Source organism: Terriglobales bacterium, assembly GCA_035457425.1.
Classification (GTDB): Bacteria; Acidobacteriota; Terriglobia; order Terriglobales; family Acidobacteriaceae; genus JACPNR01.
Genome location: DATIBR010000035.1, coordinates 1 through 21366, shown reverse-complemented (window position 1 = coordinate 21366; position 21366 = coordinate 1). Strand labels below are relative to the sequence as shown.

Sequence of the window (21366 nt, the reverse complement as noted above, 5' to 3'; positions counted from 1 at the left end):
CGTAGTACTCGCCCGCCCGGATGTGCTGCCGGTCCACGTAGTCCATGGAGGCCAGCGTGCACGCGGCCAGCACCAGCGCGACCACGGCGTGGAAGAACGTGCTGAAGGCATCCACGCGCACCATGAAGAAGAACCCGTGCCCGGGCGACGACGCCTGGTACCAGGTGGCGAGAAACGCGGCCACCGCGCCGGCGAACGCGAGCCAGCCGAGCGGCTTGCGGCTCGCGCCTTTGGCGAAGAACGGCTCGGCCATCATCACGAGCAGGCCAAAGCCCGCGAGCACCAGTTCGGGCAGGATGGCGACGTAGTCGGCGGACTGGATGGGATTCATCGCGGCATCCCTCCGTACACCGCCTGCGCGAGCCGCTCCAGCGCGGGCAGCATCTGGCGGATGCCGCCTTCGATGGTCGCGAGCCAATACCACGGCGCGATGCCCATCAGCAGCGCCGCGACCGCGGTGGGCCAGAGCGCGAGCCGCTCGCGGCCGTCGAGGTCGGCGAGCCGCGCGTTGTGCTCGTCGGTGATCCCGCCGTAGAAGACGCGCTGGTACATCCACAGCATGTAGGCGGCGCTCCAGATCACGCCGGTCGCGGCGAGCACGCCCCAGACGGTCCGCGCCTGGAACGCGCCGCCGAGGATGAGGAACTCGCCCACGAAGCCGTTGAGCAGCGGCAGCCCGATGGACGACAGTGTCACCACCAGGAAGAAGGTGGCGTAGATCGGCATCGGCGTGGCGAGACCGCCGTAGTTGCGGATCTCGTAGGTGTGCCGGCGCTCGTACAGCATGCCGGCGAGCATGAACAGCGCGCCCGTCGAGACGCCGTGGTTCAGCATTTGGTAGACCGCGCCGTTCAGGCCCATGGTCGTGAGGCTGAAGATGCCGAGCACCACGAACCCCAGGTGGCTGACCGAGGAGTACGCGATCAGTTTCTTCATGTTGGGCTGCACCATGGCGACCAGCGCGCCATAGATGATGCCGATGATGGCCAGCACCGCGATCCAGGGCGCGTGGTAGCGCGCCTGCTCGGGGAAGAGCCCGACGTTGAAGCGCAGCAGGCCGTAGGTGCCCATCTTGAGCAGCACGCCGGCCAGCAGCACCGAGCCGGCGGTGGGCGCTTCGACGTGCGCGTCGGGCAGCCAGGTGTGCAGCGGGAACAGCGGCACCTTCACGGCGAACGCGATGAAGAAGCCGAGGAACAGCCAGAGCGACGCCGAGGCCGCGCTCGGATTCGACTTCACCAGCTCACGGATGGTCACGTAGTCGAAGGTTCCGAGATGCGCGTACAGCCAGATGATGGCCGCCAGCATGAACACCGACGCGATAGCGGTGTACAGGAAGAACTTGACCGCGGCATACACGCGGCGCTCGTGCCCGTAGATGCCGATCAGCAGCGCCATCGGGATGAGCGTCGCTTCCCAGAAGACGTAGAAGAGGAAAAGGTCGAGCGCGACGAAGACACCGATCATCGCCGTCTCGAGCACCAGCAGCAGGACGTAGAACTCCTTCACGCGATGCCCGATCGAGTGCCACGAGACCAGCACGCTGAGCGGCACCAGGAACGTGGTGAGGACCACCAGCCAGAGCGAGATGCCGTCCACGCCGAGGTGGAAGTTGATCGCCGGGCTGGTGATCCAGGGCGCGTTGTACTCGAACTGGAATTGCGGGAAGCCCTCGATGTAGCCGGGCTTCCAGTGCCAGACGAGATGCAGCGACACCACGAACGTGACCAGCGAGACGCCGAGCGCGAACCACCGCTCCGCGATGACCTTGCGCGGAAATACCGCGAGCAGGAGCGCGCCCAGCGCCGGCAAAAACGTGATGACGATGAGGATGACGGCGTTGATCTGCGCGATCACCGGCGCACCCCCAGCCAGATCATGTAGGCCAGCACGCAGGCGGCGCCCGTGGCGATCCAGCCGGCGTACGAGCGGACATTGCCGCTCTGCATGCGCCGCACGCCGTCGGAGACGTCCTGTGCGCCCTGCGCCGCGCTGTTGACCGTGCCGTCGATCAACCCGACGTCCACGCCGCGCCAGAAGACGTAAGTCGAGAGCCCGATGAGCGGGCGCACGACCGCGGTGTTGTAGAACTCGTCGACGTAGTACTTGTCGCGGACCGCGGCGTAGAGCATGCCGAGCGTCGCGGTGATCTTCTCGGGCAGGTCGCGACGCTTCCAATAGAGCAGCCACGCGAAGAACAGGCCGAGCGCGGCCGCGCCGACCGAGGCGATCGTGAGCAGCCACTCCATGCGGCGCTCGTGTTCGAGGTCCGCGGGATTCGCGGGCGCGCCGGGATGTCCCGGCTCGGCCGCGGCCGGCAACTCCTCGGAGGTCGGCTGGATGACCGGCGCGAGGAACGAATCGAACTGGTTGTGTCCGCCGAGCGCATGCGGGATGCCGACCCAGCCGCCGACGACGGAAAGCGCCGCCAGCAGCACCAGCGGAGCAAGCATGATCCACGGACTTTCGTGCGGCTCGCCGTGGCCGTGGGCATCGTGCGCGGCGCCGTGTCCGTGGCCGGCGTGCTCGCGGCCTTCGCGCGCCGCGCCACGGTAGTCGCCGAAGAACGTCAGGAACCACAGCCGGAACATGTAGAAAGACGTCAGGAGCGCGGTAAGCAGCGCAATCCCCCACAGCAGGTAGTTCAGGCCTTCGCCCGCGACCGGGCGCAGCGCCGGGCTCGACCACGCCTTCCACAGGATCTGGTCCTTGGAGAAGAAGCCCGCCAGCGGCGGGAAGCCGGCGATGGCGAACGTGCCGGCGGTCATCACCCAGAAGGTGATCGGGATCTTCGTGCGCAAGCCGCCCATGCGGCGCATGTCCTGTTCGCCGGAGAGCGCGTGGATGACCGAGCCGGCGGCGAGGAACAGCAGCGCCTTGAAGAAGGCGTGCGTCATCAGGTGGAAGATGCCGGCGGAGTATGCGGCCACGCCGCAGGCCATGAACATGTAACCGAGCTGCGAGATGGTGGAGTAGGCCAGGACGCGCTTGATGTCGGTCTGCGCCATGCCGATCGTGGCGGCGAACAGCGCGGTCAGGCAGCCGATGATGGCGACCACCGTGAGCGCGATCGGCGAGCGCGAGAACATCGGGTTGGAGCGCGCGATCATGTAGATGCCCGCGGTCACCATGGTCGCGGCGTGGATGAGCGCGCTGACCGGCGTCGGGCCTTCCATCGCGTCGGGCAGCCACACGTAGAGCGGCAGCTGCGCCGACTTGCCCGTCGCGCCGACCATCAGCAACAGCGAGACGGCGGTCAGCAGGCCGGCGCCGGCGGTCTCGACGGGAAGCTGCGAGACCCTTGCGAAGACCCCGCCCGGTCCCCCGAAATCCAGCGTGCCGAAGTTCTTGATCAGCAGGAACATCCCCAGCAGGAACCCGAAGTCGCCGACGCGGTTCACGAGGAACGCCTTCTTGCCCGCGTTGGCGGCCGAGTCGCGCAGGAAGAAGAAGCCGATCAGCAGGTACGACGCCAGCCCCACCCCCTCCCACCCGACGAACATCAGCAGGTAGTTGTCCGCCAGCACAAGCGTCAGCATGAAGAACATGAAGAGGTTCAGGTAGCTGAAGAAGCGGTAGTACCCGCCCTCGTGCTCCATGTACCCGACCGAGTACACGTGGATGAGGAAGCCGACCCCGGTCACGACCAGCAGCATCACCAGCGAGAGCTGGTCGAGATAGAAGGCGAAGTTCGCCTGGAAGGCGCCGGACCTGATCCAGGGCGCGAGCGTCTCCGTGTAGGGAACCTTGGCAAGGCCGGCGAAGCGCGTTGCCACCACCAGGGCCCACGCGAACGCCGCGCCGGAGAACCCGACGCCGACCGCCGCCACTGCCTGCTTGGGGAAGCGCCGGCCCAGCAGCCCATTGACGGCCGCGCCCGCCAGCGGCAGCAGCACGATGAGCCAGAGATGAAGGTTCGGCGTCATAGCTTCAGCAGGTCCACGTTGTCGACGTTCAGCGTCTCGCGCGTGCGGAAGACCGAGATGATGATGGCCAGGCCGACGGCGGCTTCCGCCGCCGCCACCACCATCACGAAGAAGACGAACACTTCACCCGAGAGCTGCTTCCATTGGTAGGCGAACGCGACGAACGACAGGTTCACCGCGTTCAGCATCAGCTCGATGGACATGAAGATGGTGATGATGTTGCGCTTCAGCAGAAAGCCGACCACGCCACAGGAGAACAGCACGGCGCTCAGGACCAGGTACCAGGAGGTCGGGACCATCAGCGCTCCTCCCGGCGGGCAAGCACGACCGCGCCCATGATGGCGATCAGGATCAGCACCGACGTGACTTCGAAGGGCAGCAGGAAGTCGCGGAAGAGCAGCCGTCCGATCTCCTTGGGGCCGCCGATGAAGTCGCCCAGCGCGACCTGGCCGGTGTTGCGCGTGACCACGTAGGCGAGCGCGCCCGCGATGACCGTGACCGCCGGCAGGCCGAAGACCAGCGCGACGCGGCTGCCCTTCGTCAGCTCTTCTTCACCCGCGTTCAGCAGCATGATGGTGAACACGAACAGCACCATGATGGCGCCGGCGTAGATGATGACCTGCACGGCGGCGACGAACTCCGCCCCCAGCAGCAGGTACAGCAGCGCGAGCGAGCCCATCACCACGATCAGCGACAGCGCCGAGTTGATGGGGTGCCGCTGCGCCAGCAGGTTGATCGCTGCCGCCACGCAGACGCACGCGAACACGAGGAATAGCACCTGGTGCAGCATCAGCCCCACCGCGCGACGAGCAGGCTCGTCAGTAGCAGGTTAGCGATGGCGATCGGCAACAGCACCTTCCAGCCGAAAGCCATCAGTTGGTCATAGCGGAAGCGCGGCAGCGTGCCGCGGATCCAGATGTAGAGAAAAATGAACAGGAAGATCTTCACCGCGAACCACAGCAGCGGGACGAAGCTCTGCACCACGGCCGGCAGGAACGGGAGCGCCGGACCGTGCCACCCCCCGAAGAACAGCAGCGTCGCCACGCACGCGACGGTGAACATGTTGGTGTACTCCGCCATGAAGAACATGGCGAACTTCATCGAGCTGTACTCGGTGTGGTATCCGGCGACCAGTTCCGTCTCGGCTTCCGGCAGGTCGAACGGGATGCGATTCGTCTCCGCGAACGCCGCGCACAGGTAGACGAAGAACCCGAAGATCTGCGGGAAGATGTACCACTTCGGGATGAACCCGAACCAGGTGCCCGATTGCCCGTCCACGATGGTCCGCAGGCTGAGACTGCCCGCGAGCATCAGCACGCCCAGCAGCGAGAGGCCGAGCGACGCTTCGTAGCTCACCATCTGCGCGCTCGCGCGCAGCGAGCCCAGCAGCGAATACTTCGAGTTCGAGGACCATCCGGCCAGCGCGACGCCGTAGACCGCCAGCGAGGTCACGCCCAGCAGCACGAGCAAGGCGATGTTGACGTCGGTGATCTGCGCCCAGGTGCTGTACCTGCCGAAGCGCAGCTCCTCGCCGAACGGGACCACCGCGATAGACATGAGCGCCAGCGCGACCGAGATCATCGGCGCGGCGATGTACAGCGGTTTGTAGACGTTCGCCGGGACCAGGTCTTCCTTGAGGATGAACTTGATGCCGTCGGCCAGCGGTTGCAGCAGTCCGAACGGGCCGACGCGGCTGGGGCCCCAGCGATTCTGCATGCGGCCCACCACCTTGCGCTCCAGCCACACCGCGTAGGCGACGCACGTCAGAAGAATGACGACCACGACCACGCTCTTCACGAGGCTGAGGAGGACGAATTGTGCCCAGTCCGGCATTTGTCGCTGTCACATCCGTCGCCGCCTGCCGCGGCTCAGGATGACACTTCAAGTAACCCTTGAACTGCTGAAAGCTTCAGTCCGCCGCCGCGCCTGCGGGCGCTTTGCGCCGGCTCTCGACCACCGAGTTCAATGCATGCGAATAACGGCCCAGCGTCCCGGAGGTGAAGAGCGTGTCGTTCGATGGCCGGATGGCGGCGGCATCCTGCGCCGCGCCGCCGTGTCCACCGGTGAGCGCGTGCGTCGCGACGTCGTTGCCGGCGACCAGGTTCACGCGCGATGCCTGGTAGCCCGGCACGATGCGCTGCATCTCGTCGAGGATCGCGCTCGGGTCGAACGGGCTGAGCTTCGGCTCCAGTCCCTGCGCCTTCAGCCACACGGAGTGGCGGTCCGCCTCGCCGGACTGCGCGCCGCGCGACTGTCCCATGTCGGCTTCCAGGCCGCCGCGGCCGAAGGGCACGAGCTTGCGCACGTCGAACCCCATGCGCTCGGCGATGCGCACGATGATCTCGAAATCCGGCTTGGTGCCGGTCACGTCGCCGGCCTTCTGCACCAGCTGCAGGTCGCCGGCGGTGTTGGTGAAGGTGCCGGACTTCTCGTAGGCGCAGGCCGCCGGCAGCACCACGTCGGCGATGGCCGCGGTCTCGGTGAGGAACAGGTCCTGGACCACGAGGAACGGCTTCGAGAGGACGAACGGATCGAAGTCGAAGCGCGCGACCGGGTTCGAGCCCACGACGTACAACGCCTTGAGCTTGCCGTCCGCGGCGGCCTTCGTCATCTGCGCGATGCTCATCCCGGGCGCGCCGGGAAGTTCGGCGCTCCACTCGCGCGCGAAGTGCTCGGCGCGGCCGACAGGCGTGTAGCCGGGCAGCAGGTCGGGGTAGAGGCCCATGTCGGCGGCGCCGCGCGAGTTGGCGTAGTCGCCGAGCGCGATGAGGCGCGCCTTGGGGAGCGATGAAGCGAATTGCGCGAGCGCGGCGACGTCCGCTCCGCGCACCTCCGCGCCGAACATGATGACGAGCTCCTGCTCGGCTTTGGCCTTGTCGCGCAGCGCGTGGAGCGTCTCCTTGGTGGTGCCTTCGCGCAGCAGCGAGCTGGCGGCGGAGTCGTCGCCCGCGAGGAACTTGATGAGCGCGGAGTAGCTGCCGTCCGCGATGTGCGCGAAGACGGCGGACTGCCGGCGCAGCTTGATGGGCTGCGCGTTCGCGGTGTAGAGCCGCGCCTTGTGCAGGCGGACATTCGACCGGATCTGCCACGCCAGCAGCGGATGCTGCTCGGTCGCGTCGTTGCCGATCAGCAGCATCGCCGGCGCGCTGAAGACGTCGCGCATGGTGGCAGTCGCGCCGGACTTCCCGTGGAGCGCGGCGGCCAGGGCAGGGAAGTCGGCGGTGCGGTGGTGGTCGATGTTGTTGGTGCCCAGCACCACGCGCGCGAACTTCTGCAGCAGGTACGCTTCTTCGTTGGTCGTGCGGGTGGAGCCGATGACGCCGATGGCCTGTCCGCCGCCTTCCCTGTCCCGCACCTCGCGGAACTTGTGCCCGACCAACTCGAGCGCTTCTTCCCAGGATGCGGGGCGGAGATGGCCGTCTTTGCGGACCAGCGGCTGCGTGATGCGGGCGTCGTGGTGGACGAAATCGAACGCGTAGCGGCCCTTGATGCAGAGGAAGTCGCCGTTGACGCCGCTCTTGTCGCGGTTGTCACCGCGTACGATCTGCATGCCGTCCTGGTGCCGGCGGACGCCGAGCGTGGTCTTGCAGCCGTCCCCGCAGTGCGTGCAGATCGTGCCGACGTGCTTCATCTCCCACGGCCGCGTCTTGTAGCGGTACGCGCCGGAGGTGAGCGCGCCCACCGGGCAGATGTCGATGCACATCCCGCACTCTTCGCACTCCAGGTGGTCTTCCTTGTTCGGCGCGATGACCGACGACACGCCGCGGCCCTGCACGCCCAGCGCCCACACGTCCATGCCCTCGCCGCAGACGCGCACGCAGCGGTAGCACAGGATGCAGCGCGGGCGATCGAAGAAGACGACCGGCGACCACTGCTGCTCCTCCTTGTGCTGCTTGCCCTCCATGTAGCGCGACTCGGCCGCGCCGTACTTGAAGGTCATGTCCTGCAGTTCGCACTCGCCGCCCGCGTCACAGACCGGGCAATCGAGCGGATGGTTCCCGAGCAGCAGTTCGACCATCGACTTGCGCGCCTGCCGCACCTTCTCGGAGTCGGTGGTGACCACCATGCCGTCGGTGATGGGTACCGTGCAGGCCGTTTGCATCTTCGGCATCTTCTCGATCTCGACCAGGCACATGCGGCAGGCGGCCTGGAGCGAGAGCCCGGGGTAGTAGCAGAAGGCGGGCACTTCGATGCCCACGCGCTTGCACGCCTCGATCAGCAGCGTGCCCGCGGGCGCGGTCAGCTTCTTTCCGTCGACGGTGATGGTGACGTCTGGCATCAGTGGCTCAGCACCGGTAGCAGTTGTTTCTCTTCTTCATGCCCGTAAGGGCACGGCCTGCCGTTCAGGTGGTCTTCGAACTCGCTCCGCCACTTCTTGACGATGGAGATGATGGGCATGGCGGCGGCGTCGCCGAGCGGGCAGAAAGTGCGGCCCAGCATGTTCTCGGCGAGGTATTGGATGTTGTCGATGTCCTTCTTCAACCCGCCGCCGGCGTGGAAGCGCGTGAGCGTCTTCTTCAGCCAGTCGGTGCCTTCGCGGCACGGGATGCACCAGCCGCACGACTCGTGCTGGTAGAACTTGATCACGCGCTGCGCGAACTTCACCATGCAGGTGGTGTCGTCGAGCACCACGACGCCGCCGGAGCCGAGGAACGTCCCGATCTTCGCGCAGGAGTCGAAGTCCATCGGCAGGTCGATCTCTTCCGGCTTGAGCATCGGCGTCGACGACCCGCCGGGCACGACTGCCTTGAGCTGGCGCCCGTTCGGGATGCCGCCCGCGACCTCGTAGATCATCTTCTTCAGGTTGTAGCCGAGCGGCAGCTCGTACACGCCCGGCTTGGCGACGTGGCCGCTCAAGCAGAACAGCCGCGTCCCGCCGTTCTTCGGCGTGCCCAGGTTGGCGTACCACTCGCCGCCGCCCATGATGACGTGCGGCACCGACGCCAGTGTCTCCACGTTGTTGATGACGGTCGGCCCGCCCCACAGCCCGACGACCGCGGGGAAGGGCGGCCGGATGCGCGGGATGCCGCGCTTGCCCTCCAGCGACTCCATCAGCGCCGACTCTTCGCCGACCTCGTAGGCGCCGGCGCCGGTGTGCCAGTAGACGTCGAGGTCCCTGCCACTCCCGAAGATGTTCTTGCCGAGGAAGCCCTTGGCGTAGGCGTCGGCGAGCGCCTTGCGCATGATGTCGACCAGGTACCGGTACTCGCCGCGGATGTAGATGTATCCGGTCTTCGCGCCGATGGCGAGCGCGGCGATCATCACGCCTTCGATGACCGCGTGCGGGTCGTGCTCCAGGATGAGCCGGTCCTTGCAGGTGCCTGGCTCGCTTTCGTCGCCGTTGCACAGCACGTACTTCGGCTTGGCCGATTCCTTCGGCACGAACGACCACTTCATTCCGGCGGGGAAGCCGGCGCCGCCCCGCCCGCGCAGGTTCGACGCCTTCATCTCGTTGATGATCCCGTCCGGCCCGAGCGCCAGCGCCTTCTGCACGGCCTGGTAGCCGTCGAGCTCGAGATAGCGCTCGATGTTCGCCGCGCCCTTGCCGAAGCGCGCGCTCACGACCTTCTTCTCGTCGGGATGTGAGACCAGGTCCGCCACTATTGTTTCGCCTTGTTCTCGTACTCCTCCAGGATCTTGTCCACTTTCTCCCTCGTCAGGTTCTCGTGGAAGTCATAGTTCACCTGCATCGCGGGGCCCCAGGAGCAGGCGCCGATGCATTCGACCTCTTCCAGCGAGAACACGCCGTCGGCCGTCGTCTGCTTGTGGCCGATGCCGAGCTGCTTCTTGCAGTGCGCGAACACGCCCTCGGCGCCGCGCAGCATGCACGAAATGTTGGTGCAGACCTGCACGTTGAACTTCCCGCGCGGCTTGGTCGTCAGCATGGAGTAGTAGCTGATGACGTTGCGGATCTCGAGCTCCGGCAGGTCGGTCTTCTCGGCGAGATACGCGATCGCCTCGCGGCTCAAGTACCCCAGCTCGTCCTGCGTGTAGAGCAGCATCGGGACGAGGAACGACCGCCGCGTCGGGTACTCCTTCATCTTCTCGGTGAAGAAGGCGTCGAGTTTTTCCGATACCGGAGGCATCAGCGGTCCACGTCTCCCAGCACGATGTCGATGGAACCGATGGCCGCGACCACGTCGGCGATCAGCTTGCCCTCGCACATCTTTGCCAGCGATTGCAGGTTGGCGAACGAGGGCGCGCGCACGTGCACACGGTAGGGCTTCGGAGTGCCGTCGCTCACGATGTAGAAGCCGAGCTCGCCGCGCGGCGACTCGATGGCCTGGTACACCTCGCCCGCCGGTACGTTGAAGCCTTCGGTCACGATCTTGAAGTGGTAGATGAGCGCTTCCATCTGCGTCTTCATCTTCTCGCGGTCCGGCAGGACGACGTGCGGCGCATCCGCCTTGATCGGGCCACTCGGCATGCCGTCGAGCGCCTGCAGCACGATCTTGTTGGACTCCCGCAGCTCCTCCACGCGCACCAGGTAGCGCGCGTAGACGTCGCTCTCGGTCGCGACCGGCACCTTGAACTGGAACTTCTCGTAGCCGGAATACGGCATGTCCCGCCGCAGGTCCCAATCCACGCCGGCCGCGCGCAGGCACGGGCCGGTGACGCCGATGGCGCGCAGGTCGTCCGCGCTCATGTACCCCACGCCCTTCGTCCGCCGCGTCCAGATCGGGTTGTGCGTCAGCAGGTCCTCGTACTCGTCGATGCGCTCCGGGAACTTGTCGGCGAAACCGCGCACGCGCTGGAACCAGTCCAGCGGGACCTCCAGCGCGAGCCCGCCGACGCGCATGTAGTCGGTGAACATGCGCTGTCCGCCCACGGCTTCGAACAGCCGCAGGATGTCTTCGCGCTCGCGGAAGCAGTACAGGAACACCGACATCGCGCCGATGTCGAGCGCGTGCGTCCCCAGCCAGACCAGGTGCGACGAGATGCGCTGCAGCTCGTTGAGCAGCACGCGCATGACCTGCGCGCGCGCCGGGATCTCGAGCCCGAGCAGCTTCTCCACCGCCAGGCAGAACCCGAGCTCGTTGTGGAAGGGCGCCAGGTAGTCCATGCGGTCCGCCAGCGGGACGCCCTGCTGGTAGAACTTGGCCTCGTAGGTCTTCTCGATGCCGGTGTGCAGGTAGCCGATGTCGGGGACCATGCGCACGATGCTCTCGCCGTCCACCTCGAGCAGCAGCCGCAGCACGCCGTGCGTGGAGGGATGCTGCGGCCCCATGTTCAGGATCATGGTGCGTTCCTGCCCGGAGTCGAGCACCGGCGTGGGCGTGAGGTGCGCCATCAGCGATACCCCTCCACCGGATAGTCCTTGCGCAGCGGATGGCCTTCCCAGTCGTCCGGCATCAGGATGCGCCGCAGGTCGGGGTGGCCGACGAAGTGGATCCCGAACAGGTCGAAGATCTCGCGCTCGTAGAAATTCGCCGACGGCCACACGCTGGTCACCGATTCGATCGCCCCGTCTTCCGCCAGGCGCACCTTGAGCCGCACCCGTGCCTTCCGCGGGATGGAGAGCAGGTGATACACCACTTCGAACCGCGGCACGCTGGGGTGCCAGTCGACGCAGGTGACGTCGGCGAGGAAGTTGTATTGCGTCGCGGCGTCGTCGCGCAGCAGCGCCACGGCTTCGCGGATGAACGCGCGGTCGATCCAGATGGTCAGCTCATCGCGGTCGAGCTTCGCGTCGGGGATGGCCTCGGCGTTCGCGGCCACCAGGCGTGCGACCTCCGGCCGGTCCTTGAGCGGTTCGATCCCGGTGACCGCCGGCGTGAGCGGCATCTAGCGGCTCCCCGCGCGATCGGAGAGGCCGACGAGTTGATCGGTGTCGGCGACGGCCCAGTCGAACACGCCCTTCTTCCATATATAGAAGAAGCCGCCCAGGATCACGACCACGTACACCAGCATCTCCCAGAAGCCGAACATCTTCAGTTCGTCGCGCAGCAGCACCGCCCACGGGTACAGGAAGATGGCTTCTACGTCGAACAGGATGAACAACATAGCGACCAGGTAGAACTTCACCGAGAAGCGCTGGCGGGCGTCGCCCACCGGGATCATGCCGCACTCGTAGGGCGCTTGCTTGACCGCGGTCGGCTTATGTTTGCCGAGCAGCCACGACAGCAGCACCATTCCGCCCGCAATACCCGCGGCCACGAGAAACTGGATGAGCAACGGCACGTAGCGGGCGAGATAGTTGTCGGGCATAGGAACCGGTGTATAATCCGCGCCACTTAAGACGGGTGAAACAGTCGAATATAGAAGTCGCGCGGAGTTGAGTCAAGGTAAGCCGCGCGATGGTTCGGGCTGTGTTTCCCGTCACTTACACGACCGCCGATGATCTTCGGATTCAACACCGACATCAAGCACGGCGACACCGTCTACCACGTGCAGAGCGAGGCCCGTAAGGCCGAGAAACTGCTCCAGACGCAGGTCTTTGTGCGCGGCCGCTGCATCGGCAAGAAAGCCAGCTCCTACGCCGAGGCCATGGAAAAGCCCGACTTCACCGAAGAGCACATGCACGACCTGCTGAAATCCCAGCATCGCGGCATGCTCGACGGCATCCGGGAAGGCAGGCTGAACGAGATGCTCGGCCTCGACCCCTCCGGCCAGCCCGCCACGCACGCGGCGCCGGCTGGGAATGGCGCCGCCCCGACGGGGAATGGCGCTGCGCCGGCTGGGAGCGAGACCGCGCCGCCAGCGAATCCCCCGGGACTCATCATCCAGTGGGTGAACGCGGGCGCGGTGTACAAGGAGAGCTCGGTCGTGATGCGCTTCTCCGTCACCGAGAACGGCGCCGGTGTTGCAGGCGCGCAGCTCACGTCGCGGCTGAACGTCGCCAACGACCAGCCCATCTACTCGCAGGCGGTCACCGACGCCGGCGGCAACGCCGAGATGAAGATCTTCCTCGACGAGAACTCGCTCGCCGAGGCTGCCGTGCTGGTGCAGGCCAAGGCGAACGGCCGCCAGGCCACGCGCAAGTTCCTCCTCAAGCGCGGCTAGTCGTCCTCGCGCGCTTTCCATCATCTATAGTGAAGGCATGAAGCTCCGCATCAACGGCGAGGAGCGCTCCTTCGGCCGGCTGGCTTCGCTCGATGCCCTCATCGAGCAGCTCGGCATGAAGGCCGACCGCGTGGCCGTGGAGCTGAATCGCGAGATCGTCGCGCGCGCCAGGTGGGCCGACACCCCGCTGCGCGAAGGCGACCAGCTCGAGATCGTCCACTTCGTCGGGGGAGGGTAGCGTGCGGCGTCTGCTGGGGCTTGTACTGGCTGCTGCGGCGCTGCCGGCGTTTGCGCAAGATGCCACGCCGAAGCAGGACGAAGTGAAGACCGAAGCCGCCTGCTACCAGGACAAGGGCGTCGACGAGTACGTCGCGGAGATCAAGAAGCTACAGACGGAAGCGAAACGCAAGGGACGCTTCGGCGCGACGAGCGTTTGCGTCTTCAGCTTCTGCACCCAGCCCACCACGCACCCCAACGAGGCGCCTCAGGGCTCCGCCATCCCATCGGCCGCTCGCGGCGGCTCGGAGAGCTCCTCGGCGGCCGTCACCTATGATCCGGTGGGAGCGGCCCACAACGTCGAGGTTGGCGATTACTACTTCGCCGACAAGAACTACCGCGGCGCCCTCCTGCGCTACCGCGAGGCGGTCGAGCAGAAACCCGGCGATGCCGCCATCCACCTGCGCATCGGTCGCGCGTACGAGAAGCTCAACGAGAGTGAGCGCGCGTATCTTGCGTACGACGCCGCGGTCAAGCTCGACCCGGCAGGGAAGGGCAGCGCGGACGCGAGGTCGGGCGTCGAGCGCCTCGCCGCCGCATTGAAGAAGGACGGCCGCGAGCCCGAAGCGCTCGCGCGTGACAACCACCCCCAGCCGCCGCCTTGCCTCGCGCCGCCGGCGACTCGCTAGCAAGACCTCAGGCTTCGCCGGCCCCTTCCGCGGCGCGGCCCGCCCATCATTCGCTCGCTGGCCCGATCGCCCGATCGCCCGGCCCCTGTTGACTACCTAGGGTCTCTTTTCTGTTGACAGGACACGTTCGGCGCCTAGAATGTTTCAAACATTTTGCTGGGTGTTTGTTTTAAACATTCGGCGCAAACCATGACGACACGGTTCACATCGAACGAAGTGGTCGAGCTGACGGGCATCACGCCGCGCCAGCTGCAGTGGTGGGACGAGCGCGGCATCGTCGTGCCGCAGCGCGCCGGCCATCGCCGGCTGTATTCGTTCGACGATCTGGCCGAGGTCGCAGTCATCGTCGAGCTCCGCACCAAGGGCTTCTCCCTGCAGCGCGTGCGCAAGGTGATGCGCTTCCTCCAGCGCGAGCTCGGCAAGCGCCTGGTCGAGACCGTGAGCGGCGACTCCGATTACCACCTGCTCACCGACGGCAAGACCATCTACCTCGAGCACTCGGCGCAGGAGATCGTGGACCTGCTGAAGAACGCGCGCCAGCCGATGCTGGCCATCGGCCTGAGCGACGCGGTGCGGCAGATCCGCGCGGAGATCAGGGGCCTGAAGAAGGCGAGCGCGTCGGCGTCGGAAGACCGGGCGCGCAAGCGCCGCCGCGGTTGAATTCATAGAAAGGCAGCAACGGCTTCTTAGGCACCACAGGCAAGGCGTTCCACGGAGGTGAGATGGTCGCGGAACTCAACATCCTGAGCGAATGGATCCCGGAGCAGATGGAGCCGGGAACCCTGTTCGTGCTGGAGAATGCCGGTGACGTGGGCGAGGGCGACGACCCCTACTGGGCCGTGCTCTCCTGCCCGGAGTGCGGGACGCTGGGGCTCATCACGCGCAAGCAGGTGGTCGGACTGATCCCGGTGATCTGCGGCTCCGACAGCTGCTCCGCGCAGTTCCACATCAAGGACGAGGAGATCAAGGTCCGCAAGCCGAGCTAGAAGGCGATCGTTCCGCGGTAGAGACGGCCTGCTGGCCGTCTCTCGGACGTTGGGACGGACGTCCCTACCGGTGTCTCCTGCCTAGTAAACCTGCGCCGTTTCCTGCCTGTTAGAATCCCAAGCTGGATGCCCCTGCAAGCCCCATTCACGGACGTCGAGACCGCGCTCGCCGAGATCCGCGCCGGCCGCATGGTCGTGGTGGTCGACGACGAGGACCGCGAGAACGAAGGCGACCTCACCATGGCCGCCGAGAAAGTGACGCCCGAGGCCATCAATTTCATGGCCCGCTACGGCCGCGGCCTGGTCTGCCTGGCGATGACCGAGGACCGCCTCGACCACCTCCGCATCGGCCCCATGACCGCGGAGAACACCTCGCAGTACGGCACCGCGTTCTGCGAGGCGGTTGACGCCCGCGACGGCGTGACCACCGGCATCTCCGCGCACGACCGCGCCCGCACTATCCACGTCGCCATCGACCCCAAGTCGCGCCCGAGCGACCTGGTGCGCCCGGGGCACATGTTTCCGCTGCGCGCGCGCAGGGGCGGCGTGCTCGTCCGGGCCGGGCAGACCGAGGCCTCCGTCGACCTGGCGCGCCTGGCCGGGATGATCCCCGCCGGCGTCATCTGCGAGATCATGAACGACGACGGCTCCATGGCGCGCGTCCCCGACCTGCTCAAGTTCTGCGCCCAGCACGGCCTGAAGATGCTGACCGTGGCCGAGCTCATTCGCTACCGCATGAAGCACGAGCGCTACGTGCATCGCGTGGGCGAAGCGCTGCTGCCGACCGCCCACGGCGAGTTCCGCATGATCGCCTACGAGAGCCAGCTCGATGGCGAGTCGCACGTCGCCCTCGTCAAGGGCGACGTGGAGCATGCCGGCTCGGCGCCGGTGCTGGTCCGCATGCACTCGCACTGCCTGGTGGGCGACGTCTTCGGCGCGACCTGGTGCGACTGCCATGCCATCATCGAGCGCTCCCTCCAGATGATCGCGGAAGAAGGCCGCGGCGCCCTCATCTACCTGCACCAGACCGGCAAGGGTTTCTCCATCGAGAAGATCGGCGACAAGCCGACGCTGGCCTTCCATCGCGACGTGCGCGAGCCCGCTCATCCCGAGCACCAGCGCAAGACGCAGCGCGAGGTCGGCATCGGCGCGCAGATCCTGAGCGACCTGAACCTGCACCGCGTGCGCCTCCTGACCAACCACCCCCGCAAGATCGCCGCGCTCGAGGGCTACACCATCGAGATCGTCGAGCAGGTCCCGGTCGCGGTCCCCGCCCGTACCGCCCGCTAGAACCTGTCAAGGCCCTGCGCTTTAGCTTTTCTTGCTAAACCATTGAGAAGTGGCGTGATTCAGCCTTGGCTGCGATGTCCGCTTTTGCCCCCGCCGTCGGTCATACTGGGAGTGGCACAGTGTGCCTCACGCAACCACGCTCTTTGAAAACAGATTCACGGTAGAACCACGGTAGGTGGCCCCTTACCGTGGTTTGCAAGCTGCTGATTTCATTGGACAGCAGACCGATAAGTCCCGGTAGATCAAGAACTTGCCCGCAACCACGGTGTTTGAAAAGACTTAGCCCCTCCGCGCTCCCTAACTTGCTGAAAGCAAAAGATCGCTCTTGGGAGAGGGGAGAGGGGGGAGGGGGAGGGGGTGCCCCCGGGACTAGGCTCCGCTCACAAACAACTTGATGAGCCAGAAGCAGACGGCGGCGACCAGCGCCGAGGCCGGGATGGTCAGGATCCACGCCCAGACGATGCGTTGCGCCACGCCCCAGCGCACCGCGGAGAGACGATGCGTAGCGCCGACGCCGATGATGGCGCCGGTGATGGTGTGTGTGGTCGAGACGGGGATGCCGGCGAGTGCGGTCCCGAACAGCGTGATGGCGCCGGCGGTCTCCGCGCAGAATCCGCCGACCGGCTTGAGCTTAGTGATCTTCGATCCCATCGTATGGACGATGCGCCACCCGCCGAAGTAGGTGCCGAGCGCGATGGCCAGGTGGGCGGAGAGGATGATGGGCCACTTGTAGGGGCCCCACTCCGCCTGCATCTGCTCCTTGGTCAGGATGCCGCCGGTGAACAACGCGCCGGCGATGATGCCCATCGTCTTTTGCGCATCGTTGCCGCCGTGTCCCAGCGAGTAGGCGGCGGCGGAGAGCAGCTGGAGCTTTCGGAACCAGTTGTCCACGCCGCGCGGCGACTTGTTCTTCAGGATCCACGAGACCGCGACCATCATCCCCAGCCCGAGCACCAGGCCCATCAGCGGCGCCAGCACGATGAAGAGGAGCGTCTTGTACCAGCCGGCGGGGATGATGACGTGGAGCGTCCACGCCTTGGCGATGGCCGCGCCGGCGTAGCCGCCGATGAGCGCGTGCGACGACGAGGTCGGCAGGCCCCACCACCACGTCAGCAGGTCCCACACGATCGCGCCGATCAGGGCGCAGAGGACCACGTACTGGTTGACGTACTGCAGGTCGATCATGCCCTTGCCGATGGTCTTGGCCACGGCCGTGCCGAGCAGGAACGCGGCGACGAAGTTGAAGAACGCCGCCCAGGCGACCGCGATGCGCGGCGAGAGCACGCGCGTGGAAACAACGGTCGCGATGCTGTTGGCGGCGTCGTGGAAGCCGTTGATGAAGTCGAAGCCCAGCGCGACGGCGACGGTGAGGATCAGCAGCCACTGCTCGGTGGTCACGTCTCAGGCTCCTCGCACGATTCCGGAGTAGGCAACGGGATCAGGCGCTCTTCAGCACGACGCTCTCGAGCACGTTGGCGGCGTCTTCCGCCTTGTCGCTCGCCGTCTCGAGCACTTCATACAGCTCTTTGATCTTGATGAGAGTGATGGGGTCGCGCTCGGTCTCGAACAGCTTGGCGATGGCGTTGCGGGCGATCAGGTCGGCTTCGTTCTCCAGGCGGTTGATCTCCACGCAGGCGTCGAGCACGCCCGAGTGCTTCTCCAGGCCGGCGACGGCCTTGGTGATCTGCTCGCTCTGGCGCACCACCACGTCGGCCAGCGCGGCCGCTTCCGGCGGCACGCGCGTGATCTTGTACATGGTGAGCCGCTCGGCCGCGGCGTGCACGAAGTCGAGCACGTCGTCGATGGTCGCGGCCAGCTTGTGGATGTCCTCGCGGTCGAACGGCGTGATGAACGTCTGGTTGAGCTTGGTCAGGATGGCGTGCGTCATGTCGTCGCCCTTGTGCTCGATGTCGGCGAGTTCCTGCACGCGCACTTCGACGTTCTGGTAATCACCGAGCAGCTGCCGCAGCAGGCGGGCGCCGTCGGTGAGGTTGGTGGACATCTCGTGGAACATGTCGAAGAACTTGGTTTCCCGCGGGATCAGTCGCACCATGCGAGGGCTAGCTCCTTGCAGCGTCGGGGAAGCGCGCTCAAACGCACAAATATCTCATGCGGTCGAGAGCCGGTCAAACCCGCCGGTCATGCGCGATGCTCGAGCGCCCGCAGCTCCTCGCCCGCCCCGCGGAACAGCGCCTTCATCGCCCGCCACACCCAGCGGATCAGCAGGACCAGGACGACCAGCAGGACCGCGACGATGGCGCCCGCGAGATACGGATGCTGCGTGGCAAACCACGTCAGCCCCACCGCGACCAGGTCTTCCGCCAGGCTGAGCAGGCTGTTGGAGACCGGCTCCGGCGAGGGACTGACGGCAGCCCGCGCCGCGATCTTGCCGCTGTGCGCGGCGAAGGCGATGGCCGCGCCCAGAGCCGTAGCCAGCACTTGGTCGGCAGGGGAGAGCTGCGCGGTAGCGCCCCAGGCGATGAGCGCGGCGACGGGCACGCGCACGAACGTCTGCAGCGCGTTCCACAGCAGGTCGAATGCCGGGATCTTGTCGGCGAAGAACTCGACCGCGAACAGCAGCGCGGCGATACCGATGACCCACCAGCTGGCGATCATGTGCAGCGCCGGCGGGAGGTCGAACAAGCCGGCTCGCGACAACAGGCCGAGCGTCGCGACCGTGGCATACACGTTCAGGCCGGCGGCGAAGCTGGCGGCGACCAGGACGCCGAGCAGGTGCGCGGTATTGAGGTCCCACGACATCGTGCGGCAAGGATTTTAGATGCCGCGGCGGCAGCGGGCAGAGTGCCCGGAAAGCAAAAGGCCGTCCGCCGCGGCGGACGGCCCGTGCAGATCCCGCGGTTAGAGGGTGGACTCGATCTCGAAGCCCCAGGCCTGCAGCAGCGACTCAGGGATGAACTTCGAGTTCTTGTTCCGGCGCGCCCACTCGCGCAGCCGGGTCGAGCGGATGTACTGGTCCGGGGTCAGCTTGAACTCCTTCACCGCCTGCTCGAAGGAGGTCACGACCGGGATGATCGGCCCGATCGGCTCCGGCTTGCCCCAGTTCGGATTGCCGCGACGCTTTGCCATGATTACAGTTCTGCCCTCTTTTAAGATTTACGGATGTATGTCGCTGTGTGGCGCTGAGTTATTGGATTCGGCCGAGAGGCTTACGGATTCACCGTGGCAGGAAATCGTTGCCCAGAGAGCCCTACCTAACCCCATGGAAACCGCATAGCTTAGCAGAAAATGCCCAGAAAGCAATGCAAAAACTGAACGGCCGTTCATTGAAGATCTGCCGCGTCGTCGTCGTAAACGCCTGATGCTATTGGAGTTGTGGGCTATCCGAGGTGGCCATGTGGTCCGTTTCCACACGGATAATCCCGCTCTCGTCGACGAAGAAGTGGCGGCCGCTGAGGCTGCTGAAACCGGCCGGGTCGGCGGTGAGCGTGAAGGCCTCGTAGATGCCGTCGGCGTTCAGGTCCAGAGGCGTGTAGGTGTAGCGATAGCCGTACTTCTCGCCGGAGGTCATGCTCGCATCGAGCAGGCCCGCGCCATTCTCGCTGCCGTCGCCGGGTCCCATGGCGGCGAGCGAGGGCGGATAGCCCCTGGCAAACTGCGCGTCGTAAGTCACGGTCGCGACCAGGTAGGTGCGGAGCGCGCCCAGGGCTTGGGTCTCGCCGCCGCCGCTTCCGCCCAGGTCGCCGAAGGAGTCGCCGGCGGCGCCGACGATGGCGATGGCCATGATGAGCACGACCAAGCCAAGGCTCCCGTAGCCGGTGATGAGGCCCGTCACGGCGAAGCCGTCGCCCTTGAGGCGGCCGCCGCTCTTGCGGATCTCGGTGCGCGCCATGTGCCCGAAGATCACCGCCAGGACAGCGAGCGGGAAGAACAGGAAGGCGAACATGGCGTTCGCCAGTCCCATCACCATGCTGGCGACGGCCTTGCCGCTGGTCTGCGGCATCGCGCCCGCAGTCGGCGGCAGCGAACCCGGAGCGGGAAGCACCGCCGGCGGCACGATGGCGGGTGCGGCCTGGGGAGCTGCGGCCGCCGCCTGCGGCGGAACGACGAGAGTCTGTCCTGCCATGGCGCTGCCGCAATGGACACAGAAGCGCGCGTGCTCGACGTTGGCCGTGCCGCAGACGTTGCAGTACACCAAGGCTCCTTGGGGGAAGGCGAAGCCTACCAGAAAAAAGTGGGAGTTAGGAGTAAGTAGTGAGGAGTGCGCTGGTGCCCGGGGAGAGACTCGAACTCTCACGCCCCTTTCGGGGCTCGGGATTTTAAGTCCCGTGCGTCTGCCAGTTTCGCCACCCAGGCACGGCTCCCAGTAGTGTAACGTCAGGGACAAGCACTACCATGGGCGAGCGGCGGTTTTCGGGACGAGGTGAACGATGAAAGGCGCACAGTACGTCATCCCGGCGGTCAGCGCGGTGACGGGGACGTGTTTCGCGGCGCTGGCAGGGCTGGCGGTCGCTGCCCTGGCAGTGCCGGTGCGGCGCTTCCAGGTGCTCTCGATCTTCATCGCCGCGCTGGCGCTGTATCTCGGGTTCCTCGGTTTTCGCGCCGCGCTGGCGGGGAAGCCCGATGAAGAGACCGCGGTGCGCGCCCTACAGCACGGAGTGATCGGCGCGCTGCTGGGGCTGGTGCTGGCAGGCGTGCTGCTGCTTTCGTTCGGCGGGTTGGCGCGCGTGCAGGTGGCGCGCGCGGTCGGGAAATCACCGGGGGTACTGAGCGAGGTCCGCTGGCTGATCTGGGGCGTCGTGGCCGGCTTCGGCGCCGGGTTCGTAGCGCGCATGCCGCGCTCTTCCGAGTAGCAGGCTTCTCTCACATCTTTGGAGCCGAGGCCTTCTGCGGCTTGCCGGCGCCCACGCAGGCGCGGTCGATCGCGCCGGTGGCGAGCCGCTCGAAGGTCATCCAGGGACACGCCATGCCGGCGCCCGCCTTGGCGCCGTCGGCGACACAAGCCGGAAGGGCGATCTCGGCGCGCGACGGCGGGTGCGAAACGTCGAGCCGCGCAAGCTCGCGCAGCTGTTGCGGCGATTGCGCGTAGTAGAAGAGCCGGACGAAGTAGCTGCCGGTGGTCTTCCCACGATAAAGATGGAACGCGAGCGCGCCGCCGGGCGGCGTCGCGTTGCGCTGGTACCCGGCGAGCAGCCAGTCGGCGTTCAGCAGGCCGCCGAGGTTCGCGATATTCGTGTCGTGGCCGAGGAGCATGACGACCTTGCTGGCGGCAGGCGCCTTGGCAAGCGGCGCGCGCTT

25 protein-coding genes and 1 tRNA gene are annotated in these 21366 nt (G+C 66.4%); 7 read left to right on the top strand and 19 right to left on the bottom strand.

Annotated features, from left to right (window positions below; translation table 11 throughout):
* The 12 genes from VLA96_03015 to ndhC all read right to left on the bottom strand — a co-directional run.
* The coding region (locus tag VLA96_03015) for a hypothetical protein (GenBank protein ID HSE48158.1) at window positions 1-331 on the bottom strand (331 nt) is incomplete at its 3' end.
* Complete coding sequence (locus VLA96_03010) at window positions 328-1857, bottom strand: NADH-quinone oxidoreductase subunit M (protein HSE48157.1); 1530 nt, start codon at window positions 1855-1857, stop codon at window positions 328-330. The genes VLA96_03010 and VLA96_03015, both read right to left, overlap by 4 nt.
* A complete protein-coding gene (gene nuoL / locus VLA96_03005; protein HSE48156.1) occupies window positions 1854-3926 on the bottom strand; it encodes an NADH-quinone oxidoreductase subunit L in 2073 nt (690 codons plus the stop codon). The genes VLA96_03010 and nuoL overlap by 4 nt, the downstream gene beginning before the upstream one ends.
* Window positions 3923-4225: an NADH-quinone oxidoreductase subunit NuoK gene (gene nuoK / locus VLA96_03000; GenBank protein HSE48155.1), complete on the bottom strand. Its 303-nt coding sequence runs from the start codon at window positions 4223-4225 to the stop codon at window positions 3923-3925. Before nuoK ends, nuoL begins: the two co-directional genes overlap by 4 nt.
* On the bottom strand, window positions 4225-4716 hold the full coding sequence (locus tag VLA96_02995; GenBank protein ID HSE48154.1) for an NADH-quinone oxidoreductase subunit J: 492 nt from the start codon (window positions 4714-4716) through the stop codon (window positions 4225-4227). Before VLA96_02995 ends, nuoK begins: the two co-directional genes overlap by 1 nt.
* Window positions 4716-5759, bottom strand: a complete 1044-nt coding sequence (nuoH, locus tag VLA96_02990) for an NADH-quinone oxidoreductase subunit NuoH (protein HSE48153.1) — start codon at window positions 5757-5759, stop codon at window positions 4716-4718. The genes VLA96_02995 and nuoH overlap by 1 nt, the downstream gene beginning before the upstream one ends.
* 76 nt (window positions 5760-5835) lie before the next feature.
* On the bottom strand, window positions 5836-8205 hold the full coding sequence (gene nuoG, locus VLA96_02985) for an NADH-quinone oxidoreductase subunit NuoG (protein HSE48152.1): 2370 nt from the start codon (window positions 8203-8205) through the stop codon (window positions 5836-5838).
* Window positions 8205-9527, bottom strand: coding sequence for an NADH-quinone oxidoreductase subunit NuoF (nuoF, locus tag VLA96_02980; protein ID HSE48151.1), 1323 nt, complete (start codon window positions 9525-9527; stop codon window positions 8205-8207). Before nuoF ends, nuoG begins: the two co-directional genes overlap by 1 nt.
* Window positions 9527-10012, bottom strand: a complete 486-nt coding sequence (locus VLA96_02975; protein HSE48150.1) for an NAD(P)H-dependent oxidoreductase subunit E — start codon at window positions 10010-10012, stop codon at window positions 9527-9529. Before VLA96_02975 ends, nuoF begins: the two co-directional genes overlap by 1 nt.
* Window positions 10012-11217, bottom strand: a complete 1206-nt coding sequence (gene nuoD / locus VLA96_02970; GenBank protein ID HSE48149.1) for an NADH dehydrogenase (quinone) subunit D — start codon at window positions 11215-11217, stop codon at window positions 10012-10014. The genes VLA96_02975 and nuoD overlap by 1 nt, the downstream gene beginning before the upstream one ends.
* The gene (locus VLA96_02965; protein HSE48148.1) at window positions 11217-11711 is read right to left on the bottom strand and encodes an NADH-quinone oxidoreductase subunit C; all 495 of its coding nucleotides are present in this window, start codon (window positions 11709-11711) and stop codon (window positions 11217-11219) included. Before VLA96_02965 ends, nuoD begins: the two co-directional genes overlap by 1 nt.
* Window positions 11712-12134: an NADH-quinone oxidoreductase subunit A gene (gene ndhC / locus VLA96_02960; GenBank protein HSE48147.1), complete on the bottom strand. Its 423-nt coding sequence runs from the start codon at window positions 12132-12134 to the stop codon at window positions 11712-11714.
* Between the two features lie 129 nt (window positions 12135-12263).
* Here ndhC and VLA96_02955 point away from each other — a divergent pair, with 129 nt between their 5' ends.
* From VLA96_02955 to ribB, 6 genes are all read left to right on the top strand, one after another.
* Complete coding sequence (locus VLA96_02955; GenBank protein ID HSE48146.1) at window positions 12264-12929, top strand: hypothetical protein; 666 nt, start codon at window positions 12264-12266, stop codon at window positions 12927-12929.
* Window positions 12930-12966: 37 nt separating this feature from the next.
* Window positions 12967-13167 (top strand): sulfur carrier protein ThiS, encoded by a 201-nt coding sequence (gene thiS / locus VLA96_02950; GenBank protein ID HSE48145.1) that lies wholly within the window; start codon window positions 12967-12969, stop codon window positions 13165-13167.
* A gap of 1 nt (window position 13168) precedes the next feature.
* On the top strand, window positions 13169-13834 hold the full coding sequence (locus VLA96_02945; GenBank protein ID HSE48144.1) for a tetratricopeptide repeat protein: 666 nt from the start codon (window positions 13169-13171) through the stop codon (window positions 13832-13834).
* A 189-nt stretch (window positions 13835-14023) separates the two neighbouring features.
* Window positions 14024-14494 (top strand): MerR family transcriptional regulator, encoded by a 471-nt coding sequence (locus VLA96_02940; GenBank protein HSE48143.1) that lies wholly within the window; start codon window positions 14024-14026, stop codon window positions 14492-14494.
* A 62-nt stretch (window positions 14495-14556) separates the two neighbouring features.
* On the top strand, window positions 14557-14820 hold the full coding sequence (locus VLA96_02935; GenBank protein ID HSE48142.1) for a hypothetical protein: 264 nt from the start codon (window positions 14557-14559) through the stop codon (window positions 14818-14820).
* Window positions 14821-14946: 126 nt separating this feature from the next.
* Window positions 14947-16110, top strand: a complete 1164-nt coding sequence (ribB, locus tag VLA96_02930; GenBank protein HSE48141.1) for a 3,4-dihydroxy-2-butanone-4-phosphate synthase — start codon at window positions 14947-14949, stop codon at window positions 16108-16110.
* A 369-nt stretch (window positions 16111-16479) separates the two neighbouring features.
* Here ribB and VLA96_02925 read toward each other — a convergent pair whose 3' ends face one another.
* From VLA96_02925 to VLA96_02900, 6 genes are all read right to left on the bottom strand, one after another.
* On the bottom strand, window positions 16480-17508 hold the full coding sequence (locus VLA96_02925) for an inorganic phosphate transporter (GenBank protein HSE48140.1): 1029 nt from the start codon (window positions 17506-17508) through the stop codon (window positions 16480-16482).
* Between the two features lie 40 nt (window positions 17509-17548).
* On the bottom strand, window positions 17549-18163 hold the full coding sequence (locus VLA96_02920; protein HSE48139.1) for a DUF47 domain-containing protein: 615 nt from the start codon (window positions 18161-18163) through the stop codon (window positions 17549-17551).
* 86 nt (window positions 18164-18249) lie between these two features.
* The gene (locus VLA96_02915; GenBank protein ID HSE48138.1) at window positions 18250-18870 is read right to left on the bottom strand and encodes a DUF4126 domain-containing protein; all 621 of its coding nucleotides are present in this window, start codon (window positions 18868-18870) and stop codon (window positions 18250-18252) included.
* A gap of 99 nt (window positions 18871-18969) precedes the next feature.
* Complete coding sequence (locus VLA96_02910; GenBank protein HSE48137.1) at window positions 18970-19197, bottom strand: hypothetical protein; 228 nt, start codon at window positions 19195-19197, stop codon at window positions 18970-18972.
* Window positions 19198-19432: 235 nt separating this feature from the next.
* A complete protein-coding gene (locus VLA96_02905; GenBank protein ID HSE48136.1) occupies window positions 19433-20194 on the bottom strand; it encodes a DUF4190 domain-containing protein in 762 nt (253 codons plus the stop codon).
* Window positions 20195-20335: 141 nt separating this feature from the next.
* A tRNA-Leu gene (locus tag VLA96_02900) sits at window positions 20336-20424 on the bottom strand.
* 74 nt (window positions 20425-20498) lie between these two features.
* On the opposite strand from VLA96_02900, the gene VLA96_02895 reads away from it, so the two are divergent.
* Window positions 20499-20921 (top strand): hypothetical protein, encoded by a 423-nt coding sequence (locus tag VLA96_02895; GenBank protein ID HSE48135.1) that lies wholly within the window; start codon window positions 20499-20501, stop codon window positions 20919-20921.
* Window positions 20922-20931: 10 nt separating this feature from the next.
* Here VLA96_02895 and VLA96_02890 read toward each other — a convergent pair.
* Window positions 20932-21366: histidine-type phosphatase (locus VLA96_02890; GenBank protein HSE48134.1), on the bottom strand; the 435-nt coding region annotated here is incomplete at its 5' end.

Bases quoted from the DNA above. Each gene is read 5' to 3' on its own strand.
- nuoL (HSE48156.1), bottom strand. From the start codon at position 3,926: ATGACGCCGAACCTTCATCTCTGGCTCATCGTGCTGCTGCCGCTGGCG.
- nuoK (HSE48155.1), bottom strand. From the start codon at position 4,225: ATGGTCCCGACCTCCTGGTACCTGGTCCTGAGCGCCGTGCTGTTCTCC.
- VLA96_02995 (HSE48154.1), bottom strand. From the start codon at position 4,716: ATGCTGCACCAGGTGCTATTCCTCGTGTTCGCGTGCGTCTGCGTGGCG.
- nuoH (HSE48153.1), bottom strand. From the start codon at position 5,759: ATGCCGGACTGGGCACAATTCGTCCTCCTCAGCCTCGTGAAGAGCGTG.
- nuoG (HSE48152.1), bottom strand. From the start codon at position 8,205: ATGCCAGACGTCACCATCACCGTCGACGGAAAGAAGCTGACCGCGCCC.
- VLA96_02975 (HSE48150.1), bottom strand. From the start codon at position 10,012: ATGCCTCCGGTATCGGAAAAACTCGACGCCTTCTTCACCGAGAAGATG.
- nuoD (HSE48149.1), bottom strand. From the start codon at position 11,217: ATGGCGCACCTCACGCCCACGCCGGTGCTCGACTCCGGGCAGGAACGC.
- VLA96_02965 (HSE48148.1), bottom strand. From the start codon at position 11,711: ATGCCGCTCACGCCGGCGGTCACCGGGATCGAACCGCTCAAGGACCGG.
- ndhC (HSE48147.1), bottom strand. From the start codon at position 12,134: ATGCCCGACAACTATCTCGCCCGCTACGTGCCGTTGCTCATCCAGTTT.
- VLA96_02955 (HSE48146.1), top strand. From the start codon at position 12,264: ATGATCTTCGGATTCAACACCGACATCAAGCACGGCGACACCGTCTAC.
- thiS (HSE48145.1), top strand. From the start codon at position 12,967: ATGAAGCTCCGCATCAACGGCGAGGAGCGCTCCTTCGGCCGGCTGGCT.
- VLA96_02940 (HSE48143.1), top strand. From the start codon at position 14,024: ATGACGACACGGTTCACATCGAACGAAGTGGTCGAGCTGACGGGCATC.
- VLA96_02935 (HSE48142.1), top strand. From the start codon at position 14,557: ATGGTCGCGGAACTCAACATCCTGAGCGAATGGATCCCGGAGCAGATG.
- ribB (HSE48141.1), top strand. From the start codon at position 14,947: ATGCCCCTGCAAGCCCCATTCACGGACGTCGAGACCGCGCTCGCCGAG.
- VLA96_02920 (HSE48139.1), bottom strand. From the start codon at position 18,163: ATGGTGCGACTGATCCCGCGGGAAACCAAGTTCTTCGACATGTTCCAC.
- VLA96_02915 (HSE48138.1), bottom strand. From the start codon at position 18,870: ATGTCGTGGGACCTCAATACCGCGCACCTGCTCGGCGTCCTGGTCGCC.
- VLA96_02910 (HSE48137.1), bottom strand. From the start codon at position 19,197: ATGGCAAAGCGTCGCGGCAATCCGAACTGGGGCAAGCCGGAGCCGATC.
- VLA96_02905 (HSE48136.1), bottom strand. From the start codon at position 20,194: ATGGCAGGACAGACTCTCGTCGTTCCGCCGCAGGCGGCGGCCGCAGCT.
- VLA96_02895 (HSE48135.1), top strand. From the start codon at position 20,499: ATGAAAGGCGCACAGTACGTCATCCCGGCGGTCAGCGCGGTGACGGGG.